Here is a 22,961-nt window from a genome sequence, read left to right as displayed (position 1 = left end):
CGCGTCGGCACCATGAACGACGAGGAGGCCATTGCCGTGCAGGACACCGAACCGGTTCCCGCGGCAGTGGCCTCCTCGCGTGTACGCGCAGGCGGGGCATCCGCACACCCACGCCTGTGACCAGTAGGTGCAAAAAGGAGAAGTCCATGCAGGAGACGCAGGAGACCGCGCAGGACCCCAAGGACGGCTCGCGCCGCCGGGTGCTGCTGAAGCTGTCCGGTGAAGCCTTCGCCGGTGGCGGCGGGCTCGGCGTCGACCCGGACGTCGTGCACGCGATCGCCCGGGAGATCGCCACCGTCGTCCGCGCCGGTACCGAGGTCGCGGTGGTCATCGGCGGCGGGAACTTCTTCCGGGGTGCCGAGCTGCAGGTGCGCGGCATGGACCGGGCCCGGTCCGACTACATGGGCATGCTCGGCACCGTCATGAACTGCCTGGCGCTGCAGGACTTCCTGGTCAAGGAAGGCATCGAGACCCGGGTCCAGACCGCGATCACCATGGGCCAGGTCGCCGAGCCGTACCTGCCGCTGCGGGCCGTCCGGCACCTGGAGAAGGGCCGTGTGGTGATCTTCGGCGCCGGTATGGGCATGCCGTACTTCTCGACCGACACCACGGCCGTCCAGCGCGCGCTGGAGATCCACGCCGACGTCCTGCTGATGGGCAAGAACGGTGTGGACGGCGTCTACGACTCCGACCCGCGGACCAACCCGGACGCCGTCAAGTTCGACGCGCTGGAGTACTCCGAGGTCATCGCGCGCGACCTCAAGGTGGCCGACCTCACCGCGATCACGCTGTGCAAGGACAACAACCTCCCGATGCTGGTCTTCGAACTGCTGGCGGAGGGCAATATCGCGCGTGCGGTGAAGAGTGAGAAGATCGGCACACTCATCAGCCAGGATTCCGTCCGGGCCTGAGCCGCAACCAGCCGTACGGAACGGCGCGGGAGCCGCGACCGGCCTCCGCGCCGACACCGGTCGGGACAACAGCAGATGAACCGGACAGGGAGACCACAGTGATCGAAGAGACCCTCCTCGAGGCCGAGGAGAAGATGGAGAAGGCCGTCAGCGTCGCCAAGGACGACCTCGCGGCCATCCGCACCGGCCGCGCGCACCCGGCGATGTTCGCCAAGATCGTCGCGGAGTACTACGGCGCCATCACGCCGATCAACCAGCTGGCCTCGTTCTCGGTGCCGGAGCCGCGGATGGCGGTCGTCTCGCCGTTCGACAAGACCGCGCTGAAGGCCATCGAGCAGGCGATCCGCGACTCCGACCTGGGCGTCAACCCGTCGAACGACGGCTCGATCATCCGCGTGGTGCTGCCGGAGCTGACCGAGGAGCGTCGCCGGGAGTTCATCAAGATCGCCCGTACCAAGGGCGAGGACGCCAAGGTCTCGATCCGTTCGGTGCGCCGCAAGGCCAAGGACGCCATCGACAAGCTGGTCAAGGACGGCGAGGTCGGCGAGGACGACGGCCGCCGCGCCGAGAAGGAGCTCGACGACACCACGGCCAAGTACGTGGCGCAGGTCGACGAGCTGCTGAAGCACAAGGAATCCGAGCTGCTCGAGGTCTGATGAACGACGCCCCTGACGCCCCTGGCTACTGGGGCTCGTCCGACCAGCAGTTCCAGCCCTACCGTCCGGCGCCGCAGCCGCAGCCGCAGGCACCCCGTACCCCGGCCCACCCGGCGCCGGGGTACGGCGAGCCGCCGGCGCCGGTCCAGGGACACCCCGGCCGCCCAGGCGGCCACGCCGTGCCGCCCGGCGCGCCCGGCGGCGTCCCGGGGGAGCGGGGCCTCCGTTCGGATCACCCGCAGCAGCCTCCGGTGTACTGGGGTGGCGACGCGGAGGAGACTCAGGTCATGCCTCCCGTACCGGCCGACCCCGGCCCGCTGCCCGGCGCGCCCGCCCACGGCACGTCAGCTCACGGCGCGTCAGCCCACGGCCCGGCCGACCCCGCCGCGGGACCGGCCCGGGAGGCCGGCCGGCTGAGCGGCCCGCTGTTCCGGGACGAGCAGCCCGGTGCCGCACAGCCCGGTGCTCCTCAGCCCGGTGCTCCTCAGCCCGGTGCCGCGCAGTCCGGGAACGCGCAGCCCGGCGTGACGGAGACGGTCGTGTTGCGCGCCATATCCGACGCCGCCCCCGGCCACGGCACCCCGCCGTACTCGGGGGCATCGGTGCATCCCGCGCCGCCGCCCAGCCACCCGGCGGCCGGCCGGCCCCACTTCGTGCCGTCGTCCCATCCAGGGCAGGAGACACCCGTGGCCGCCCAGCCCGACCCGCAACCGCAGCCGCGCAAGCAGCGCGGTGGCCGTAACCTCCAGGCCGCCATAGGCGTCGGGGTCGGCCTCGGGGCGGTGATCGTCGCCTCGCTGTTCGTGGTGAAGGCACTGTTCCTGGTCGTCGTGATGGCCGCGGTCGCGGTGGGCGTCTGGGAGCTGACCAGTCGGCTCGCCGAGCGCAAGCAGATCAAGGCGCCGCTGGTCCCGCTGGTCGTGGGCGGCATCGCCATGGTCGCCACCGGCTACTGGTCCGGGATCCAGTGGGCCGCGGCCTCGCTCGCGCTGACCGGGCTGGCGGTGATGGTCTGGCGGATGGCCGAGCCGCCGGAGGACTACCTGCGGGACATAACGGCGGGGGTGTTCACCGCCTTCTACGTGCCGTTCCTGGCCACCTTCGTGGCGATGATGCTGGCGGCCGACGACGGCCCCCAGCGGATCGTGCTGTTCCTGATCGTCACGATCTGCAGCGACACCGGCGCCTACGCCGTGGGCTACAAGTTCGGCAAGACCAAGCTGGCCCCGACGATCAGTCCCGGCAAGACCCGCGAGGGCCTGGCCGGCGGCATCGCGCTGTCGATGCTGGCGGGCGCGCTGCTGATGCAGCTGATCATCGACGACGGCAGCTGGTGGCAGGGCCTGATCCTGGGCGGCTGCGCGGCGGTCACCGCGACCCTGGGCGACCTGGGCGAGTCGATGATCAAGCGCGACCTCGGGATCAAGGACATGGGCACGCTGCTGCCCGGCCACGGCGGCATCATGGACCGGCTGGACTCGCTCCTGCCGACCGCCCCGGTGGTCTGGCTGCTGCTGGCGGCCTTCGTGGGCAGCTGATCCGCGCGTAGGAACGCAGGGCCCCGGACGTCTGACGTCCGGGGCCCGCGCGCGTCCGGACACCGGAGCACCGGTATCCGGACCGGGGAGGCGCCCCCGGTGGGCGAACCGGCGCCAGCCCCATTCCCACGGGTATTCCGGCGGCCGGCGGTCTTCCTCGTGCCGGCGGTCTTCGTACCGGAACGGTTGCGTCCTGTTTCCGATGGTCTTCGCACGCACGGGAGCGGTCGCGTCCTCCTGCCGTTCGGGGACGTTCCGACCGGCGGGAAACGGCCCGCCGACGGCCTTGGGGACGCGGTCGCGCCCGTCCGGCAAGCACGCGCGAGGAGAGCGGGCGGGGAGCGAACCGGGACGTGAGCCGGGCCGCGGGGCAGCCGGGAACCCGAGCGGCTCCGACCAGGCCCCACCGGGTCCTCGCAGGCCGGAGCGCTGATCGCACCCCCAGGCGTGGCCGGTGAGCGGTCGTCGGGGAGAATCCGCCGGTCCGGTCCGCACGACCGGGCGGCGGTGATCGGCACAAAGGGGACGGGTCCCCAAACGGACGCGTGATCGTTACCTGAACTCAATGAAAAATTCTCCCGGTCGCATACGATCTCCGGCAGCGCAATGGGGCTCCCGTCAGGGGCGATGGGTGGAGAGGAAGCCGGTGAAAACGGACCTTCAGGCATAAGGCACTTTCTCCCCGCCATTTCGCGTCGTCGCCCCTCAGCCCCCCCTCTTGGAGTTTCCGTGTCCGTACGCCCGGCCCGTCTCAGCACCGCGATGCGCCCGTTCGCCGCGCTGGCACGCCGTCGCCGGCCCGCCGCGGGCGAGGGTGTCGGCCAAGGGCCGGTCCGGGAGCGGACCGCGCCGGAAGCCGCGCCGGAAACCGGGCCGGAGGCCGCGGTGGAGGAGCCGCTCGCCGCGATCGAGCGGCTGGCCCAGGAGCGTGCCGCGCGCGAGGCGGAGCTGATCTCCTCGCTCCCCGGGGTGGCCCGCTGCGGCGACCTGCTGGCGGAGCCGCACCGCACGCTCCTGCCGGGGCAGCGCCGGGACGGAAACCTGGCCGAGGTGGCCGGGGTGCTGAGCGGCACGGGCATCGCGCACGGCATCGTGCCCGACCGGCACCCGCGTCACCGGCTGGCGATATCCCCCGGCGACCGGCCGGCGGTCCTGGAGGCGCTGGCCGCCTCGTTCGCCGGGCAGGCGGTCTACGCGGACCTGCTGGAGCACGGGCGCACCCTCGGCACCGTCCTGGCCGAGCAGCTGCCCGCCGCGGTGGCCCTGGTGGAGGACGCGCCGGGCTCCCCGGACGACGCCCCGGCCGGTGAGCCGGACGGCGACCGGGCGCCGGACGGCGAGGCCCAGGTCGGTCCGATCTGGCCGGAGGACCGGGTCAAGGGCGTGCGGATCTACCGGCCCGCCGCCATCGGCACCCTGCTGTACGGCTCCGACACCGGCTGCGACGTCGAGTTCTGGGACTCCGCCGCCCCCTCCGAGGGCGCGATCGCCTCGATCGACGAGACCCCGCTCGGCTGGTGGGTGCCCTCGCTGGAGGCCACCGCCACCACGACCGTCGACGGCCGGCCCTACCCGCTGCTCGACATCTTCGCCACCGACCTGCCGGACCGGGTCACCTTCCCCGTGGACGTCGTGATCACCTGGGTGGACGACGCCGACCCCGCCTGGCAGGAGCGCCGCGCCGCCGCCCGGGCCCGGCTCGCGCACACCGCGGCCCCGATCGCGGAGGAGGACGGCGTCGCGGCCAGCGGCATCGCGGGCGACGCCGACCAGCGCTTCCGCAACCGCGACGAGCTCAGGTACTGCCTGCGCGCCCTCGCCGCGCACGCGCCGTGGATCCGGCACATCCACCTGGTCACCGACGACCAGGTGCCGCACTGGCTGGACACCGACCAGCCGGGCCTGTCCGTGGTCCCGCACCGCGAGCTGTTCGCCGGCACCGACGCCGGGCCGGTGTTCAACTCGCACGCCATCGAGAGCCGGCTGCACCTGGTCCCCGGGCTGTCCGAGCACTTCCTGTACGTGAACGACGACGTCTTCCTCGGCCGCACCCTCGTGCCGGAGGACTTCTTCCTCGGCAACGGCCTGCCGCGCTGCTTCCCCGACAGCCGAATCGTTCCGCCGGGCGCGGCCGCCGCCGACGACTCGGTCTACGTCGCCGCCCTGAAGAACACCCGCGCCACGCTGGCCGCCGCCGTAGGCAAGACCTACCCGCGCACCCTCAAGCACTCCCCGCACCCGCTGCGCCGGAGCGTGCTGGCCGAGAGCGCCGAGCGGTTCGCGGAGGAGCTGGACGGCACGGTCCGGTCGGCCTTCCGGGCCGCCACCGACCTCGCGCCGGTCACCCTGGCGGTCCACTACGCCCACGCGACCGCCCGCGCGGTGGAGGGGCACCTCTACGACGGCTACTTCGTCACCGACAGCGCCGAGGACCTCGCCCGGCTCACGGACCTGCTGGACGAGCGCTGGGCGGACCACTTCTGCCTCGCCGACGGCACCCGTGACCACATGCCCCCGCAGGAGCAAGAGGCGGCCGTCACCGCCTTCCTGCGGGCTTACTTCCCGGTGCCCTCCCGCTTCGAGGCCCAGCTGCCCGAGGAGGCCGGTCCGGCCCGCCCGGCGGTCCACGCCTCCGCCGCCGCAGGGGAGTAACGCGGGCCGCGCCGCCTCGACCCGCCGCCCCGCCTCGACCCGCCGCGTCGCACGGGGTCCGCAGAGGCGATCGGGCCGTCCCTGGGCCGCCCCGGAGCCCGCCCCGGACCCCTCTCCGCACCGCCCCGCTCCCGTTCGCGACCGGCGGTGTCCGCCACGCACTGACGTGGTGTGATAATCCCTTCGGAATCGCCCCAGGGGCGGACACGACCGGGGCGGGCGAAGGGGCGGGTGCGGGGTGGGGCGGGTGACGACCGCCATGGCGGCGCTGGCCTTGGCACTGTCGCAGACGTGGACGGCACCGGCGGCGCTGACGGCCGGACCGAGGCACCGGCCCGCCGTGGCCGACGAGCCCGCGGGGGTCGTCCAGATCGTCGCCCACCAGGACGACGACCTGCTGTTCATGAACCCGGACCTGTCCAACAGCATCCGGGCGGGCCTGAAGGTGACCACCGTCTACGTGACGGGCGGCGCCGCCGGCAGCGGGGCGGCCTTCGCCGCCCACCGGCAGGACGGCGCCCGGCTCGCCTACGCCCGGATGGCCGGCGAGGCCGCCGGGACCGGGGCCGGTGACTGCGCCGACGACCCGGGCCCGGCCTGCTGGGACCGGGACGACTACCGGCCGATGCCGGACGGTCCGGTGGCCGAACGCTTCACCCTCAAGACGAACCGGTCGCTGCAGCTCGTCTTCCTCAACCTCCCCGAGTTCGCCGACTCCGCCTACCTCGGCGGGAACGCCCTGCGCCGGCTCTGGGACACCAGGGCGAGCGCCGAGCCCGCCCGGACCGGGACGCTGGACATGGACGGCCCCGGCACCGTCTGGCCGCAGACCTACGACGGCGCGCGGCTGATCGACATGCTGCACGCGGTGCTCGCCGACCAGGGCCCGACCCTGGTCAGGGTGCAGGACCCGGCACCGGACCCGACGCTGTGGGCCTCCCACGCGGAGCACGACCACGCGGACCACATCTCCGCCGCGTGGTTCGGGGACGCGGCGGCCGCGGCGTACACGGCGGCTGGGCACCGGGTGGTGATCGAGCACTACCGCGCCTACAACATCTGGTCCTCGCCGGCCGTCCTCTCCTCCGAGGAGACCGCCGACAAGTACGCCACCTTCCGCGAGTACGCCGGGCGGGACACCAAGCTGCCCACCGGAGCGGCCTTCGCCGCGGGCGCGTACGCGGGGTGGCTGTCCCGGCAGTACCAGCGCTCCCCACGGTCCACCCAGGTGGTGGCCGCGGACCGGAGCGGGGCCCTGCACGCCTTCGTGGTGGAGAGCGGCTCGCTCCTGGAGTGGGCCGAGGACGAGAACGAGGCGTGGCACGGCCCGGTCGCGCACGACGGCCCGGGCGGGCCGCTGGCGGCCGGCGTGACAGTCACCCGCCGCCCGGACGGCGGGCTCGCGGTGTTCGGCCAGCGCGCGGACACCGGCGTGATCGTCTCCGGCACCCAGGATCCGGCCGGCGGCTGGACCTGGTCCGACCTGGGCAGTCCCGACCCCGTCGCCGCCCCGGCGGTCTCCAAGCTCGCCAACCCCGCGCTCCAGGTGAGCATGCCCGTGGTGGCCGCCGACGGCGAGGGGCGGCTGCACCTGTTCGTCCGCAACCGGGGCGGCGGCGTCAGCGCCCGGGCGCAGACCGGTCCCGACGGGAGGTGGGGCGCGTGGGCCGCGCTCGGCGGTACGGACGTGCAGGGCGCGCCCTCGGCCGTCACCACCGCGGACGGTCGGATCGAGGTCTTCGCCGTCTCCGTGAAGGCCGCCGGCACGCGCCCGGTCGTACTGCACTGGTCCGGGTCCGGGTCCGGGTCCGCCGACGGCGCGCTGCTGCCCGACCACGACTTCCCGGCCGTCTCCCCGTCCGGCGGCATCGGGGCAGGGACGGACCCCGACGGCCGTCCGGTGCTGTTCTACCGGCAGCTCCCGAGCGGCCCGCTGCCCGGGCCGACCACCCGGTCGGCCCTGATGCGCCTCGTCCGGAGCGCCCCGGACGGGCGCTGGGCGCCGGCCGAGCCGGTCGGCGGCGGGGCCGATCCCGGCGGCAGCGGCGAGCCCGCCGCGGTGGCGCCCGCCTCCGCCGGGCACCCGATGGTGGTGGCGGTGCGCAACGGGGACGGCGGCGTCAGCGTGACCCGGCAGGGCGCCGACGGACAGTTCGGCGACTGGAGTGCCCTGGACGGCTTCACCGTCGGCGCCCCGGCCGCCGGGGTCGACCGCGACGGCCGCACGGACCTGGTGGCGCTCGGCGCGGACGGCCGGCTGCGCCACAGCCGGGAGCGGGCGGACGGTTCGTTCGGCGACTGGAGCACCGTCGAGGAGCCGTGACCCGGCCGCGGCCGGACCCCGCCCCGGCCTGGGCGGGGCCGACTCCCGACGTCTGCGACACTGGAACAACCATGCCTAAGCCCGGAGAACTCACCTTTGTCGCGCCGCGCGGCGCCAAGCCCCCGCGACACCTCGCCGACCTGAGCCCCGCCGAGCGCAAGGAGGCCGTCGCCGAGCTGGGCGAGCAGCCGTTCCGCGCCAAGCAGCTCTCCAACCACTACTTCGGCCGGATGTCGAACGACCCGGCGAGCTGGACGGACATCCCCGCCGCCAGCCGGGAGAAGCTCACCGAGAGCCTGCTGCCCGAGCTGATGTCGGTGGTGCGGCACGTCTCCTGCGACGACGACGCCACCCGCAAGACGCTGTGGAAGCTCTTCGACGGCACGCTCGTGGAGTCCGTGCTGATGCGCTACCCGGACCGGGTCACCATGTGCATCAGCTCGCAGGCCGGCTGCGGCATGAACTGCCCGTTCTGCGCCACCGGCCAGGCCGGTCTGACCCGCAACCTCTCCACCGCCGAGATCGTCGAGCAGATCGCGGCCGGGATGCGCTCGCTCAAGTCCGGTGAGTTCGGGGGGCAGGGGGAGTCGTCCTCCGGGGACGGCAGCGGCCCGGGCGCGGAGGCGCGGCTGTCCAACGTGGTCTTCATGGGCATGGGTGAGCCGCTCGCCAACTACAACCGGGTGCTGGCCTCGATCCGCCGGCTGACCGACCCGGCGCCGGACGGCTTCGGCCTGTCCCAGCGCGGCATCACCGTCTCCACTGTCGGGCTCGTCCCGGCGATGCACCGCTTCGCCGACGAGGGCCTCAGCTGCCGCCTGGCGCTGTCGCTGCACGCCCCGGACGACGAGCTGCGCGACGAGCTGGTGCCGGTGAACACCCGGTGGAAGGTCGCCGAGGTGCTGGACGCGGCGTGGAACTACGCGGAGAAGTCCGGCCGCCGGATCTCCATCGAGTACGCGCTGATCAAGGACATCAACGACCAGGCCTGGCGGGCCGACCTGCTGGGCCGGCTGATCAAGAACCACCGGGTGCACGTCAACCTGATCCCGCTGAACCCGACCCCGGGTTCCAAGTGGACCGCGTCCCGGCCCGAGGACGAGCGGGAGTTCGTCCGCCGGCTGCGGTCGTACGGCGTGCCGACGACCGTCCGCGACACCCGCGGCCAGGAGATCGACGGCGCCTGCGGCCAGCTCGCCGCGGCGGGCTAGTCCCGGCCGGCCGGACCCGGCGGGGACCGACCCGCCGCGGCGCCGGCCCTCACCGGGGCCCGGTGGTCACCGCAGTCCGGCGGCCGCCAGTGCGGCGGTCGCCCCGCCGGTCAGCAGCAGCGTGGTGCCGACCGCCAAGGTGCGCAGCGCGACCGCGCCGAAGAGCAGCCGGGGCGAGGTCCCGAGGCGCAGCAGTGCCTCGGCGACGTCCCGGCGGTCGGTGCGCACTTCGGCGAGCCGGACGGCCACCGCGGCGGCCGCGCAGCCCAGCACCAGGCAGGCCTCGACGGCGGGCAGCGCGTCGGCGCTGTCGGGGGTGCCGATCCAGTAGCGGACGGTGGTGAGCACCAGCGCGACGGCGAGGGTGAGGACGGCGAGCGGCGCGCCGAGGCGCGGGGCCTGGGCGGTGAGCCCTCGTCCGGCGAGCAGCCGCAGCGGGGTGGGCCGGCCGAGGGCGAGCAGCCGTCCGGCCCAGGCCAGCAGCGGTCCGGTGAGCAGGGCGAGGCCGAGCGCGCCGGCGGCCCAGCCGCCGAGGGCGGCGGTGCTGGTGGTGCCGAGTCCGGCGGGCAGGTGGACCGGGCGGCCGTCGGCCGCGGCGCCGGGCCGCAGGGCGATGAGTTCGAGCGCGGCGCCGATCACGACCAGTCCGGTCGGCAGGGCGATCCGCCAGGCGGCGAAGCCGGTGCCGTGGGGGTTGCGACCACCGGGCCGGGCCTCGGTGGCGGGCACCGCGCAAGCGGCGGCGAGGCCGGCCGTGAGCGGGACCAGCGCGAGCAGGGTGACCGGGGCGGCGGCCGGCAGCGGCACGCCCATGCCGAGGTCGGGAGCGAGCGAGGGCCCGGCGATGTCGTTGCGCAGCACCAGGAAGACCAGCAGGGTGAGCACGCTGCCGAGGGTGCAGGCGAGGGCGACCTCGCCGGCGATCAGGGTGCGGATCCGGCGGGAGCCGGCTCCGGCGGCGGTGAGGCCGGCGATCCGCTCGGGGCGCCGGGCGGGCACCGCGCGGGCGGCGACGGCCGCGAACCAGGCGACGGCGGCGAGCGGGGGCAGGCACCAGAGCAGCCGGACCAGCGGGTCGGCGTCGCCGATCCGGTCGCTCATCGCCCGGCCGAGGGAGCGCAGCAGGAAGGCGGCGACCACGGCGGCGGCCACGGCGGTGAGCAGCCAGCGGCCCAGGTCGGGCACCCGGTAGCCCCGGGCCAGACGGAGATAGAACACGTCGACTCTTTCAGCGGCTCGGCGTCGTCAGCGGCGGACGGCCGTGACGGCGGACGCTCCGGAGGCCGCGGACACGGCGGTGCCGCGCGGGACGGGCGCGGCGGGGGCGGTCAGCCGGCCGTCGACGAGGGCGACGGCCCGGTCCGCGAACCGGACGAGCTCGGGATCGTGGGTGGCCAGGACGAGGGTGAGCTGGTGCGAGCGGGCCGCGCTGGTCAGTATCCGCAGGACCTGGTCGGCGGCCTCGCGGTGCAGCGGGGCGGTGGGGTCGTCGGCGAAGACGACGGGCGGCAGCGGGGCGAGGGCGCGGGCGACGGAGACCCGCTGGCGCTGGCTCTGGACCAGCCGGTCCGGGCGCTGCCTGCCGACGTCGCCGACGTCGAGGCGCTCCAGCCACTCGTCGGCGGCGGTGTAGGCGGCCTTGTTGCCGGCTCCGGCGAGCAGCAGCGGCAGGGCGACGTTCTCCCGGGCGGTGAGCTCGGGGACCAGGTGCGGCTCGGAGCCGACGAAGCCGAAGCGGTCGCGGCGCAGCCGTTCGCGGCCGGCCCGGGTGAGGGTGTGCACGGGGGAGCTGTTGAACCAGACCTCGCCCTCGTCGACCGGGAGCTGGGCGGAGAGGCAGGCCAGCAGGGTGCTCTTGCCGGAGCCGCGCGGGCCGGTGACGGCGAGCACCTCGCCCTCGCGGACGCCGAGCGAGATGCCGCGCAGGGCGGGGGTGCCGTGATGGGACTTGACGATCCCTCGGGCCCACAGCACGTCGTTGTCAGGCGGTGCCGCTGACATGAGGTTCCATCCTGGGGGCCGCAGGGATATGACAGTCGTCAGATTAGAACGACCGGGGCGGGGCGCGGTTGCGGCGCACTGGTCCATCACGGGCAAATCACCCGCATTCAGGCATGTTTGGTCGTTGGACTGTGATGTTGGGGTGACGGGGACGTCGCGGTGCGGGAACGCCGAAGGGCGGCCCCGCGGGAAGCGGGACCGCCCTTCGGCGGAGGGTGGGGAAGAGGGCTCAGGGGATCAGAGCTTCGCCCACGCGTCGGTGAGGCTGGTCCGCAGGATCTGCTCGATCTCGTTGAAGGTCGACTGGTCGGAGATCAGCGGCGGGGCCAGCTGGATGACCGGGTCGCCACGGTCGTCGGCGCGGCAGTACAGGCCGTTGTCGAAGAGGGCCTTCGACAGGAAGCCGTAGAGCACGCGCTCGACCTCGTCGTCGTTGAAGGACTCCTTGGTGACCTTGTCCTTGACGAGCTCGATGCCGTAGAAGTACCCGTTGCCGCGGACGTCGCCGACGATCGGCAGGTCGCGCAGCTTGTTCAGGGTGCCCAGGAAGGCGGCCTCGTTGTCGAGGACCTTCTGGTTGAGGCCCTCGCGCTCGAAGATGTCGAGGTTGGCGAGTGCCACGGCCGAGGAGACCGGGTGGCCGGCGAAGGTGTAGCCGTGCAGGAAGGTGTTGTCACCCTTGTAGAACGGCTCGGCCAGGCGGTCGGAGATGATCGTGGCGCCGATCGGGGAGTAGCCCGAGGTCATGCCCTTGGCGCAGGTGATCATGTCGGGCTGGTAGCCGAACTTGTCGGCGCCGAACATGGTGCCCAGGCGGCCGAAGGCGCAGATGACCTCGTCCGAGACCAGCAGCACGTCGTGGCGGTCGCAGATCTCGCGCAGGCGCTGGAAGTAGCCGGGCGGCGGCGGGAAGCAGCCGCCGGCGTTCTGCACCGGCTCGACGAAGACGGCGGCGACGGTCTCGGCACCCTCGTTGAGGATGGCGACCTCGACCTCGTCGGCGCACCAGCGGCCGTACGCCTCGGGGTCGACGGTGCCGTCCGGGCCCTCGAGGAAGGCCGGGGCGCGGTAGATGTTGGTGTTCGGGGCCTTGTGGGTGCCCGGCACCAGCGGCTCGAACGGGGCCTTCAGGCCCGGCAGACCCGTGATGGACAGCGCGCCCTGGGGGGTGCCGTGGTAGGCGACGGCGCGGGAGATGACCTTGTACTTGGTCGGCTTGCCGATCAGCTTGAAGTACTGCTTGGCGAGCTTCCAGGCGGTCTCGACGGCCTCGCCGCCGCCGGTGGAGAAGAAGACCTTGTTCAGGTCGCCCGGGGCGTAGTTGGCCAGGCGCTCGGCCAGCTCGACGGCCTTGGGGTGCGCGTAGCTCCAGATCGGGAAGAACGCGAGTTCCTTGGCCTGCTTGGCGGCGACCTCGGCGAGCTCGGTGCGGCCGTGACCGGCCTGCACGACGAACAGGCCGGCCAGGCCGTCGATGTACTTCCGGCCCTTGTCGTCCCAGATGTAGGTGCCCTCGCCCTTGACGATCGTCGGCACGGGGGAGTTCTCGTACGACGACATGCGGGTGAAGTGCATCCACAGGTGGTCGTAGGCGGTCTTGGAAAGGTCCTTCTGCGCCGGGTCGGCTGTCATCGGGTGCCCCAGGTGTAGGTCTGTTTCCGGAGCTTCAGGTAAACGAAGCTCTCGGTGCTCCGCACGCCGGGAAGCGCGCGGATGCGCTTGTTGATCAGTTCGAGCAGGTGCTCGTCGTCCTCGCAGACCAGTTCGGCCAGGAGGTCGAACGAACCTGCGGTGCAGACGACGTAGTCGACCTCGTCGAGGGCGGCCAGCGCGTCGGCGACGGGCTCGATGTCACCCTCGACCCGGATCCCGACCATCGCCTGGCGGGTGAAGCCGACGGTGAGCGGGTCCGTGACGGCGACGATCTGCATCACGCCCTGGTCGAGCAGCTTCTGGACGCGCTGTCGCACGGCCGCCTCGGACAGGCCGACGGCCTTGCCGATGGCGGCGTACGGGCGGCGCCCGTCCTCCTGGAGCTGCTCGATGATCGCCTTGGAGGCGGCGTCGAGGGGAACGCTGGCGTTCCGGTCGCGGTTGGCCACGCCGCCACTGTGCCTGATCAGATCCGTGTTCGCAAGCTTGGAAACTGCTGATTTCGTCGTGATCTTGGAAATCGCGTACGGATTTCATCGCGTACGCCGACTCCGTCTGTCGATAACGGCAGTCATGCGGCTACCCTGGCACCGTACGCGCGCGGCCCCGCGAGGAGCCGTGCGTACCGCCACCAGTGGACCGCGTCCTCCCGGGCCCGGCCACTCGGCACCCTTCGTGCGTCGGACCCGCCGACGTACCATGGCGCCGGAATCTGCAACGCCGCAGGCTCAGACCGAGGAGAGATCCGTGAGCGACCTTCGTACGCTGCGCAACTACATCAATGGTGAGTTCGTCGACGCGGCTGACGGCCGCACGCTCGACATCGTCGACCCGACCACCGGTGAGGTGTACGCGACGTCGCCGCTGTCCGGTGCCGCCGACGTGGACGCCGCCATGGCCTCCGCCGCCGCCGCGTTCCCGATCTGGCGGGACGCCACCCCGAGCACCCGGCAGAAGCTCCTGCTCAAGATCGCCGACGCGGTCGAGGCCCGGGCCGACGAGATCGTCGACGCCGAGGTGCGCAACACCGGCAAGCCCCGCGCGCTGACCCTCTCCGAGGAGATCGGCCCGATGGTGGACCAGATCCGCTTCTTCGCCGGCGCCGCCCGCCTGCTGGAGGGCAAGGCCGCCGGTGAGTACATGGACGGGATGACCTCGATCATCCGCCGCGAGCCGGTCGGCGTCTGTGCCCAGGTCGCGCCGTGGAACTACCCGATGATGATGGCCGTCTGGAAGTTCGCCCCGGCCATCGCCGCGGGCAACGCCGTCGTCCTGAAGCCCTCGGACACCACCCCGGCCTCCACCGTGCTGCTGGCCGAGATCATCGGCGGCGTCCTCAAGGACCTCGACCTGCCGGCCGGCGTCTTCAACGTCATCTGCGGCGACCGCGAGACCGGCAAGCTGATGGTCGAGCACAGGACCCCGGCGATGGCCTCCATCACCGGCTCGGTCCGGGCCGGCATCCAGGTCGCCGAGTCGGCCTCCAAGGACGTCAAGCGCGTCCACCTGGAGCTGGGCGGCAAGGCCCCGGTCGTGGTCTTCGAGGACGCCGACATCGCCGAGGCCGTCGAGGGCATCTCGGTGGCGGGCTACTTCAACGCCGGCCAGGACTGCACCGCCGCCACCCGCGTGCTGGTGCACGAGTCGATCCACGACGCCTTCGTCGAGGCGCTGGCCAAGGCCGCGGCCGAGACCAAGACCGGCGGCGTGGACGACGAGGACGTCCTGTACGGCCCGCTGAACAACGCCAACCAGCTGAAGCAGGTCAGCGGCTTCATCGAGCGGCTGCCCGCCCACGCCAAGGTCGAGGCCGGTGGCCACCGGGTCGGCGACAAGGGCTACTTCTACGCCCCGACCGTCGTCTCCGGCCTGAACCAGGACGACGAGATCATCCAGAACGAGGTCTTCGGCCCGGTCATCACCGTGCAGAAGTTCACCGACGAGGACCAGGCCGTCGAGTACGCCAACGGCGTCGAGTTCGCGCTGGCCTCCTCGGTGTGGACCAAGGACCACGCCCGCGCCATGCGGATGTCGCGCCGCCTGGACTTCGGCTGCGTCTGGATCAACACCCACATCCCGCTGGTCGCCGAGATGCCGCACGGCGGCTTCAAGAAGTCGGGCTACGGCAAGGACCTGTCGTCGTACGGCTTCGAGGACTACACCCGGGTGAAGCACGTCATGACCGCGATCTAGCGGGTCATGACCGTCGGGCGCAGTATGACCGCGATCTAGCGGGTCATGACCGTCGGGCGCAGTATGACCGCGATCTGATGTAGTTCAGGTCGTATGAACTGACCAAGGGTCCGGGGCTTTTCGCCCCGGGCCCTTGTGGCTTTGCACCCTGTCGACGGATCGCGCGACCGGCTGACACGATGGAACTGCACTTCCCGAGCAACTCGCCCTAGCCTTACCGGCATGAGCATCCCCACCGCTGACTCAGCCGCCGGCCAGGCCGTCAAGGCCGCCGACCGCGCGCACGTCTTCCACTCGTGGTCCGCCCAGGCGCTGATCGACCCCCTCGCGGTGGCCGGCGCCGAGGGCTCGTACTTCTGGGACTACGACGGAAACCGCTACCTCGACTTCTCCTCGCAGCTGGTCAACACCAACATCGGCCACCAGCACCCGAAGGTGGTCGCCGCGATCCAGGAGCAGGCGGCGAAGCTCTGCACCATCGCCCCCGGCTTCGCGGTCGAGGCGCGCAGCGAGGCGGCCCGGCTGGTCGCCGAGCGCACCCCGGGCGACCTGGACAAGATCTTCTTCACCAACGGCGGCGCCGAGGCCAACGAGAACGCCATCCGGCTGGCCCGGCTGCACACCGGCCGGCAGAAGGTCCTCTCCACCTACCGCTCGTACCACGGCGCCACCGCCAACGCGATCGCCCTCACCGGCGACCCGCGGCGCTGGGCCAACGAGACCGGCGTCTCCGGCGTGGTGCACTTCTGGGGCCCGTACGCCTACCGCTCCAACTTCCACGCCGAGAACGAGGCGCAGGAGTGCGAGCGCGCGCTGCGGCACCTGGAGGAGGTGATCGCGTTCGAGGGGCCGGGCACCGTCGCGGCGGTCATCCTGGAGACCGTGGTCGGCACGGCGGGCATCCTCGTGCCGCCGCCGGGCTACCTGGCGGGGGTGCGGGAGATCTGCGACCGCCACGGCATCGTGTTCATCCTCGACGAGGTGATGGCGGGCTTCGGCCGCACCGGCGAGTGGTTCGCCGCCGACCACTGGGGCGTCACCCCGGACCTGCTCACCTTCGCCAAGGGCGTCAACTCCGGCTACGTGCCGCTCGGCGGCGTGGCGATCAGCGCCGAGATCGCGGCCACCTTCGACGAGCGGCCGTTCCCCGGCGGGCTCACCTACTCCGGCCACCCGCTGGCCTGCGCCTCGGCGGTGGCGACCATCAACACGATGGCGGAGGAGGGCATCGTCGAGAACGCCAAGCGGATCGGCGAGGACGTGCTCGGCCCCGGCCTGCGTGAGCTGGCCGAGCGGCACCCGTCGATCGGCGAGGTCCGCGGCATGGGCGTGTTCTGGGCGCTCGACCTGGTGAAGGACCGGACGACCCGCGAGCCGCTGGTGCCGTACAACGCCGCGGGCGCCGCCAACGCGCCGATGGCCGAGCTGGCCGCCGCCTGCAAGCAGCGCGGGCTCTGGCCGTTCGTCAACATGAACCGCTTCCACGTCGTCCCGCCGTGCACCGTCACCGAGGAGGAGGCCAAGACCGGCCTCGCGGTGCTGGACGAGGTGCTGTCGCTCACCGACGCGCACACCGTCTGACGTTCCTACCAGGACGGCCCCGGACACCTGTGTGCCCGGGGCCGTCCCACGCTCCGGAAGGCTCGCCATGCCCAGCTCCACCCTGACCCGCCGTTCGTACGACTCCACCGCCGTGCGCCGGCGTTCCGTGCTCGGCGGGGCCGCGCTGCTCGGCGCGGGCACGCTGACCGGCTGCGGGATCCCGTCCGCGTACGTCGCCGAGGACCGCCGGTCGGCGCCGGACCGCTCGGACAGCGACAGGCGGCTCGCCTTCTCCAACTGGACGCAGTACATCGACACCGACGACCAGGGCGGGCGCCCGACCCTGGACGCCTTCGTCGCGAAGAGCGGCATCGAGGTCGCCTACACCGAGGACATCAACGACAACGACGAGTTCTTCGGCAAGATCAGCCCGGTGCTCACCCAGGGCGCGGACCCCGGCCGGGACCTGATGGTGGTCAGCGACTGGATGGCCGGGCGGTACGTCTCGCTGGGCTGGGTGCAGGCCATGGACCGGGCCAACCTGCCCAACGTCACCGCCAACCTGGACCCGCAGCTCGCGAACCCGGCCTTCGACCCCGGGCGCCGGCGCAGCGTGCCCTGGCAGTCCGGGATCACCGGCATCGCCTACAACCGCAAGGCGCTCGGCCGGGAGATCAGGTCCACCGCCGACCTGTGGGCGCCCGACCTCAAGGGCCGGGTCACGCTGTTCGCCGGGCTGGACGAGGCGCTCGGGCTGCTGATGCTCTCCCAGGGCGCGGAGCTCGCGGCGTTCACCGACGACGACGCGCGCAAGGCGATGGACCTGGTGCAGAAGATGGTCGACACCGGCCACGTCCGCCGCTTCACCGGCAACGACTACACCAGCGACCTCGCCTCCGGTGCGGCCCTCGCCTGCCAGGCCTACTCCGGGGACGCCGTCCAGCTCACCGCCGAGAACCCGGACATCGAGTTCGTGGTGCCGGAGGAGGGCGGCGAGCTGTGGGCGGAGAGCCTGATGATCCCCAACCGGGCCACCCACAAGCGCAACGCCGAGGCGCTGATCGACTACTACTACCAGCCCGAGGTGGCCGCCGAGCTCGCCGCGGCCGTCCAGTACATCTGCCCGGTGCCGGCCGCCCGCGAGGTGCTGGCGGCCAGTGGCGACAAGGAGAAGGCCGAACTCGCCGAGAACCCGCTGGTCTTCCCGACCGAGGAGATGCGCGCCCGGCTGCGCACCATGCGCGACGTCACCTCGGCGGAGCGGCCCGGGCTGCACAAGGTCTGGGGCCGCATCACCGGGGTGTGACCCACCGGACGGACTCCGGCTCAGCGCCGTACGGCGTCCAGCGCGAGCAGGGCGACGTGCAGGGAGAGACAGGACTCGACCTGGTCGAGGTCCACGCCGAGGATCCGCTCGACCTTGTGCAGCCGGTCGTAGAAGGACGGCCGGGACAGGTGCGCGGCGTCCGCCGCGGCCGACTTGTTCCGGCCCTGCTCCAGGTAGATCCGCAGCATCTGCACCAACTGGCCGTTGTGCTCGGCGTCGTGGGCCAGCAGTGGGCCCAGCTCGCGCTCCACGTAGGTCTGCAGCCGGGCGTCGTCGCGCAGCAGGTGGAGCAGGCCGCGCAGCCGGACGTCCGGCAGCCGGTAGTAGGAGGCGGTGCGGCCGCCGGGCGCGTCGTGCAGGGCGGCGTCGGCGACCTGGGTGGCCTCCAGCAGGGTGCGCCGGGCGTCGCGCACCGAGCCGACCGAGGAGCCGACCGCGACCACCGGGCCCGCCGGGTCGGCGCCCTCCCGGGCGGCCTCGGCGGACATCCGGCGCAGCGCGGCCGAGAAGGCGTCCAGCGCGGCGTGCTCGTCCTGCTGGGCGCCGAGCGAGATCAGCAGGCCGACCGCCTCGTCGTCCAGGGCGCCGACCAGCGCGGAGAGCCGGCTGGCCCGGACCGCGCCGGCCGCCAGTTCGGTGAAGTCGCGCAGCCTGGCCTGTGCCTCCAGCGCGGCCGGGATCGGCCCGCGCCGCTGCCGCAGCACCACGCCGACCAGCCGGCGGCCCTCCAGCGGGACGCCGAGCGCCTGGGCGCGCAGCGCCGCCTCGGAGACGGTCAGCGCGTGGGTGAGGATGCCGGAGAGCAGGGTGCGGTGGGTCTGCCGCTCCAGGCTCTCCCGGTCGCGGACCACCAGCCGGTTGAGCGCCAGCGCGGACGCCCCGCGCTCCAGCAGCATGCCGTGCGGGTGGGCCTGGCCCTCGGGCAGCGGGCCGGGCTCCTGGACCAGCACCAGCCGGCCCCAGTCCTGGCCGCGGGCGCCGACGGTGGTGACCAGCCAGCCGCTGCGCGGGTCGTGGCCGGTGCGGCCGGGCGGCCGCACCCCGCGCGAGCGGCGCTCCCAGTGCTCCAGCACCTCGGCCTCCGGACGCCCGGCGGTGTCGTGGGCGAGCACCTGGTGGGCGAGGTTCTCCAGGACGACCGGCGCGCCCGCCATCCGGGCCACCTGCCGGATCACCTCGGGCGGCTCGGCGCCCTCCACCACCAGTTCGTTGAACACCTGGTGGACGGACTCGGAGACCCGCAGCTGCTCCAGCTGGGCGTTGACCACCAGGGCGTGCACGGCCTCGGTGACGGCGACGAAGCGCAGCTCGCGGCGGAGCGTGATCAACGGCAGCCCGCGCTGCTCGGCGGCGTTCACCAGTGCCCGGGGGAGCGTGTCGAAGTAGCGCCGCCCGAACTCGACGACCAGGCCGGCCACCCCGACCTCGTCCAGGTCGCGGATGTAGCGGGCCAGGCCCTCGCGGTCCTCGGGCAGTGCGATGCCGGTGGTCAGCACCAGTTCGCCGCCGCGCAGCATCCCGGCGACGTCGGGCAGTTCGCTGACGTGGACCCAGCGGACGGGCCGCTCCAGGTGGTCGGCGCCGGCCACGACCTGGGGCAGGCCGCGCCGCATCACCTCCAGGTCGAGTACGCGGGCGACGGTGGGGAGCATCGCGGGCCTCCATGGCCGTGGGGCCGGTGCGGGGGATCGGTGCGGGGATCGGTTGTGCGGTTGCGTGGGGAACGGTGTGCGGGGGATCGGCGCTGGTCAGAGTGTCAGGTGAATCATCCATCCTCCCGACGACCTGTCGCCCTGCCGGGACCCTTGCACCCTGTAAGGCCCTTCGTATCGAGATTGCCGCAGTGACCCTTGTCACGCCCCGGCGGCACCGGGCATGGTCAGCGGGTCGGCGCTGTGGCGGAAACCCGACCCCGCGCCGGAATCCGTCGCGTTAACGAGAACGCAACCGTGGAATCCCTTGTCCGGAGCGGATCGGACTGTCAGGATCGCGCAACCCCGATGATCGACCGGACGGACTCCCGCACCCCCGCAGACCCCCACCGCGGAGGCGGGCGCTCCGTCGCCCAGTCGTACACCGGCACTTGGAGGAACCAGATGGACCTGACCGACTTCGGCGCGGGCGCCCAGTACATCGCGGGCCGCCGGACCCGGGGGAGCGGCGAGCCCTTCCAGGTCGTCAACCCCGCCGACGGCAGCGTGGTCCAGCAGGTCGCCCTGGCCACCGTCGGGGACGTCGACGCGGCCGTCGCCGCCGCGAAGGCCGCCCTGCCCGGCTGGTCCTCCGCCACCCCCGGCGCCCGCTCCGAGGCGCTCACCCGGCTGGCCGCCGTACTGGCCGGCGCCGGCGCGGACCTGGCCCGGGTGGAGACCGCGCAGACCGGCAAGCCGGTCAAGCTGGCCACCGAGTTCGACGTCCCCGGCACCGTCGACAACGCGGCGTTCTTCGCCGGCGCCGCCCGCAACCTGGAGGGCAAGGCGGCCGGGGAGTACTCCGGCGACCACACCTCGTACGTGCGGCGCGAGGCGATCGGCGTGGTCGGCTCGATCTCGCCGTGGAACTACCCGCTGCAGATGGCCGCCTGGAAGATCCTCCCGGCGATCGCGGCGGGCAACACCATCGTGCTCAAGCCGGCCGAGCTGACCCCGCTGACCTCGCTGATGTTCGCCGCGGCCTGTACGGAGGCGGGCATCCCGGACGGCGTGGTCAACGTGGTCACCGGCGCCGGCCGCACCGCGGGCGAGCACCTGGTCGGGCACCCGGACGTCGCGATGGTCTCCTTCACCGGCTCCACCGCCGTCGGCAGGCGGGTCGCCGAACTCGCCACCGCGAGCGTCAAGCGCACCCACCTGGAGCTCGGCGGCAAGGCCCCGTTCGTGGTCTTCGACGACGCCGACCTGGACGCCGCCGTGCACGGCGCCGTCGCCGCCTCGCTGATCAACGGCGGCCAGGACTGCACCGCCGCCACCCGCGCGTACGTCCAGCGCCCGCTGTACGAGGCCTTCGTGGCCGGGGTGGCCGAGCTGTTCGCGGCGGTCCGGATCGGCGACCCGCTGAACCCGCGCACCGACCTCGGCCCGCTGGTCTCGTACACCCACCGGGACCGGGTGGCGGGCTTCGTGGAGCGCGCCCGCGGGTACGCCACCGTGGTCACCGGCGGCAGCGTGCCGCGGAAGGGCCACGACGGCTTCGACCTCGCCCGGGGCGCGTACTACCCGCCGACCCTGATCACCGGCGCCGCCCAGGACAGCGAGGTCGTCCAGGGCGAGGTCTTCGGGCCGGTGCTGGTCGTGCTGCCCTTCGACGGCGACGACGAGGGGCTGCGGCTGGCCAACGACACCCCCTACGGCCTGGCCGCCTCCGCCTGGACGGGCAACGTGCACCGCGCGCTGCGCGCCACCCGGGAGATCGCGGCCGGGTGCGTCTGGGTCAACGACCACATCCCGATCATCAGCGAGATGCCGCACGGCGGCTACAAGGCGTCCGGCTACGGCAAGGACATGTCCCAGTACTCGCTGGACGAGTACACGCAGGTCAAGCACGTCATGTTCGACACCACCGCGGTGGCCCGCAAGGACTGGCACCGCACCGTCTTCGGCGACCGATAACCCCCGGACCAGCAACCCCCGGACCCAGGGCGCTTCCCCCACACGCCCCTTCTCCCCCAGGAGGCCCGTTCCATGGCGTTCAACGAGCTCACCGACGGTCTGCCCGAACCGGTCCGTAAGGCCTGGGAACGCAGCCTGACCAGCGGCCGGGCCGCGCTCGGCCGCCGCGCCCTGCTGCGCGCCGCCGCCCTGACCGCCGGAGCGGGCACCCTGGCGGCCTGCGGCATCCCGGCGGCGCCCCGGGCGACCGGTGACTCCACCGCGAACGCCGCCAAGGACCTCTCGGACACCGAGAAGGAGGTCTCCTTCTCCAACTGGCCGCTCTACGTGGACACCGACGAGCAGGACAAGGAGAAGCACGGCACCCTGGAGGCCTTCACCGCGGCCACCGGGATCAAGGTCAAGTACACCGAGGACGTCAACGACAACGTCGAGTTCTTCGGCAAGATCAAGCCGCAGCTCGCCTCCGGCCAGGACACCGGCCGCGACCTGATGGTGCTCACCGACTGGATGGCCGCCCGGCTGATCCGGCTCGGCTGGGTGCAGAAGCTCAACCCGGCGAACGTCACCACCGCGATCACCAACGTCGAACCGCGCTTCCGCGCCCCCGACTGGGACCCGGGCCGGCTCTACTCCTACCCGTGGGCCGGCATCCAGGTCGTCGTCGCCTACAACAAGAAGGCGACCAAGGGGAAGGAGGTCACCAGCGTCTCCCAGCTGCTGGACGACCCCGACCTCAAGGGCCGGGTCACCTTCCTCTCCGAGATGCGCGACAGCATCGGGATGGTCCTGCTGGACATGGGCAAGGACCCGGCGAAGTTCACCGCCGACGACTTCGAGGCCGCGATCGCCCGGGTGCAGAAGGCCGTCGACAGCAAGCAGATCCGCCGCTTCACCGGCAACGACTACGGCCAGGAGCTCTCCTCCGGGGACATCGCCGCCTGCGTCGCCTGGGGCGGCGACCTGATCCAACTGCGCGCCGACAACCAGGACATCGAGTTCGTCGTCCCGGAGAAGGGCTTCATCTCCTCGACCGACAACCTGCTGGTCCCGGCCAAGGCGCAGCACAAGGCGAACGCGGAAAAGCTGATCGACTTCTACTATCAGCCGAAGATCGCGGCGCAGCTGGTCGCGGGCATCGGCTACGTCTCCGCCGTCACCGGGATGAAGGACGAGCTCACCGCCCTCGCCCCGGACAGCGCGGCCAACCCGCTGGTCGTACCCACCCCCGAGATGGCGGCCAAGGCGCACGTGTTCCGCACGCTCACCGAGAGCGAGGAGACCGACTTCGAGCAGAAGTTCTCCAAGCTCATCGGCGCCTGACCCCCACCCCCGGCAGAGAGACC

The 22,961-nt window shown here is 72.7% G+C and carries 16 protein-coding genes; 11 read left to right on the top strand and 5 right to left on the bottom strand.

Annotated features, from left to right (window positions below; translation table 11 throughout):
* The first annotated feature begins 146 nt into the window (after positions 1-146).
* The 6 genes from pyrH to rlmN all read left to right on the top strand — a co-directional run bounded on the left by pyrH (position 147) and on the right by rlmN (position 9,291).
* Complete coding sequence (pyrH, locus tag ACYP53_RS02845; RefSeq protein WP_189923573.1) at positions 147-911, top strand: UMP kinase; 765 nt, start codon at positions 147-149, stop codon at positions 909-911.
* 98 nt (positions 912-1,009) lie between these two features.
* A complete protein-coding gene (frr, locus tag ACYP53_RS02840; protein WP_189923575.1) occupies positions 1,010-1,567 on the top strand; it encodes a ribosome recycling factor in 558 nt (185 codons plus the stop codon).
* Between the two features lie 287 nt (positions 1,568-1,854).
* Positions 1,855-3,105, top strand: a complete 1,251-nt coding sequence (locus ACYP53_RS02835) for a phosphatidate cytidylyltransferase (RefSeq protein WP_459646566.1) — start codon at positions 1,855-1,857, stop codon at positions 3,103-3,105.
* A gap of 729 nt (positions 3,106-3,834) precedes the next feature.
* Positions 3,835-5,757, top strand: a complete 1,923-nt coding sequence (locus ACYP53_RS02830) for a Stealth CR1 domain-containing protein (protein WP_459646565.1) — start codon at positions 3,835-3,837, stop codon at positions 5,755-5,757.
* A 247-nt stretch (positions 5,758-6,004) separates the two neighbouring features.
* Positions 6,005-8,080: a PIG-L family deacetylase gene (locus ACYP53_RS02825; protein WP_459646564.1), complete on the top strand. Its 2,076-nt coding sequence runs from the start codon at positions 6,005-6,007 to the stop codon at positions 8,078-8,080.
* Between the two features lie 71 nt (positions 8,081-8,151).
* Positions 8,152-9,291, top strand: a complete 1,140-nt coding sequence (gene rlmN / locus ACYP53_RS02820) for a dual-specificity RNA methyltransferase RlmN (RefSeq protein WP_459646563.1) — start codon at positions 8,152-8,154, stop codon at positions 9,289-9,291.
* Positions 9,292-9,357: 66 nt separating this feature from the next.
* Here the strand turns inward: rlmN and ACYP53_RS02815 are convergent, their stop codons facing one another.
* The 4 genes from ACYP53_RS02815 to ACYP53_RS02800 form a co-directional block, all read right to left on the bottom strand.
* The gene (locus ACYP53_RS02815; protein ID WP_459646562.1) at positions 9,358-10,509 is read right to left on the bottom strand and encodes a hypothetical protein; all 1,152 of its coding nucleotides are present in this window, start codon (positions 10,507-10,509) and stop codon (positions 9,358-9,360) included.
* A 27-nt stretch (positions 10,510-10,536) separates the two neighbouring features.
* Positions 10,537-11,292: an ABC transporter ATP-binding protein gene (locus tag ACYP53_RS02810; protein WP_189923584.1), complete on the bottom strand. Its 756-nt coding sequence runs from the start codon at positions 11,290-11,292 to the stop codon at positions 10,537-10,539.
* A 237-nt stretch (positions 11,293-11,529) separates the two neighbouring features.
* Positions 11,530-12,924 carry an aspartate aminotransferase family protein gene (locus ACYP53_RS02805; protein ID WP_459646561.1) on the bottom strand — a complete coding sequence of 465 codons (1,395 nt, stop codon included), beginning with the start codon at positions 12,922-12,924 and terminating at the stop codon, positions 11,530-11,532.
* Complete coding sequence (locus tag ACYP53_RS02800; RefSeq protein WP_030243538.1) at positions 12,921-13,394, bottom strand: Lrp/AsnC family transcriptional regulator; 474 nt, start codon at positions 13,392-13,394, stop codon at positions 12,921-12,923. The genes ACYP53_RS02805 and ACYP53_RS02800 overlap by 4 nt, the downstream gene beginning before the upstream one ends.
* A gap of 250 nt (positions 13,395-13,644) precedes the next feature.
* Between ACYP53_RS02800 and ACYP53_RS02795 the strand changes: the two genes are divergently transcribed.
* The 3 genes from ACYP53_RS02795 to ACYP53_RS02785 all read left to right on the top strand — a co-directional run bounded on the left by ACYP53_RS02795 (position 13,645) and on the right by ACYP53_RS02785 (position 17,986).
* Positions 13,645-15,138 (top strand): gamma-aminobutyraldehyde dehydrogenase, encoded by a 1,494-nt coding sequence (locus tag ACYP53_RS02795; protein WP_189923590.1) that lies wholly within the window; start codon positions 13,645-13,647, stop codon positions 15,136-15,138.
* A 222-nt stretch (positions 15,139-15,360) separates the two neighbouring features.
* Complete coding sequence (locus ACYP53_RS02790; RefSeq protein ID WP_189923592.1) at positions 15,361-16,719, top strand: aspartate aminotransferase family protein; 1,359 nt, start codon at positions 15,361-15,363, stop codon at positions 16,717-16,719.
* A gap of 67 nt (positions 16,720-16,786) precedes the next feature.
* Positions 16,787-17,986: a polyamine ABC transporter substrate-binding protein gene (locus tag ACYP53_RS02785; RefSeq protein ID WP_189923594.1), complete on the top strand. Its 1,200-nt coding sequence runs from the start codon at positions 16,787-16,789 to the stop codon at positions 17,984-17,986.
* A gap of 20 nt (positions 17,987-18,006) precedes the next feature.
* Here ACYP53_RS02785 and ACYP53_RS02780 read toward each other — a convergent pair whose 3' ends face one another.
* Positions 18,007-19,659: a PucR family transcriptional regulator gene (locus tag ACYP53_RS02780; protein WP_189923596.1), complete on the bottom strand. Its 1,653-nt coding sequence runs from the start codon at positions 19,657-19,659 to the stop codon at positions 18,007-18,009.
* A gap of 444 nt (positions 19,660-20,103) precedes the next feature.
* Here ACYP53_RS02780 and ACYP53_RS02775 point away from each other — a divergent pair, with 444 nt between their 5' ends.
* Together ACYP53_RS02775 and ACYP53_RS02770 are read left to right on the top strand one after the other, a co-directional pair.
* Positions 20,104-21,615 carry a gamma-aminobutyraldehyde dehydrogenase gene (locus ACYP53_RS02775; protein WP_459646560.1) on the top strand — a complete coding sequence of 504 codons (1,512 nt, stop codon included), beginning with the start codon at positions 20,104-20,106 and terminating at the stop codon, positions 21,613-21,615.
* A gap of 72 nt (positions 21,616-21,687) precedes the next feature.
* Positions 21,688-22,938: a polyamine ABC transporter substrate-binding protein gene (locus ACYP53_RS02770; RefSeq protein WP_459646559.1), complete on the top strand. Its 1,251-nt coding sequence runs from the start codon at positions 21,688-21,690 to the stop codon at positions 22,936-22,938.
* Positions 22,939-22,961 lie beyond the last annotated feature (23 nt).

The organism is Kitasatospora sp. Ki12 (genome assembly GCF_054601375.1).
This window is presented reverse-complemented; position numbering and strand designations above follow the sequence as displayed.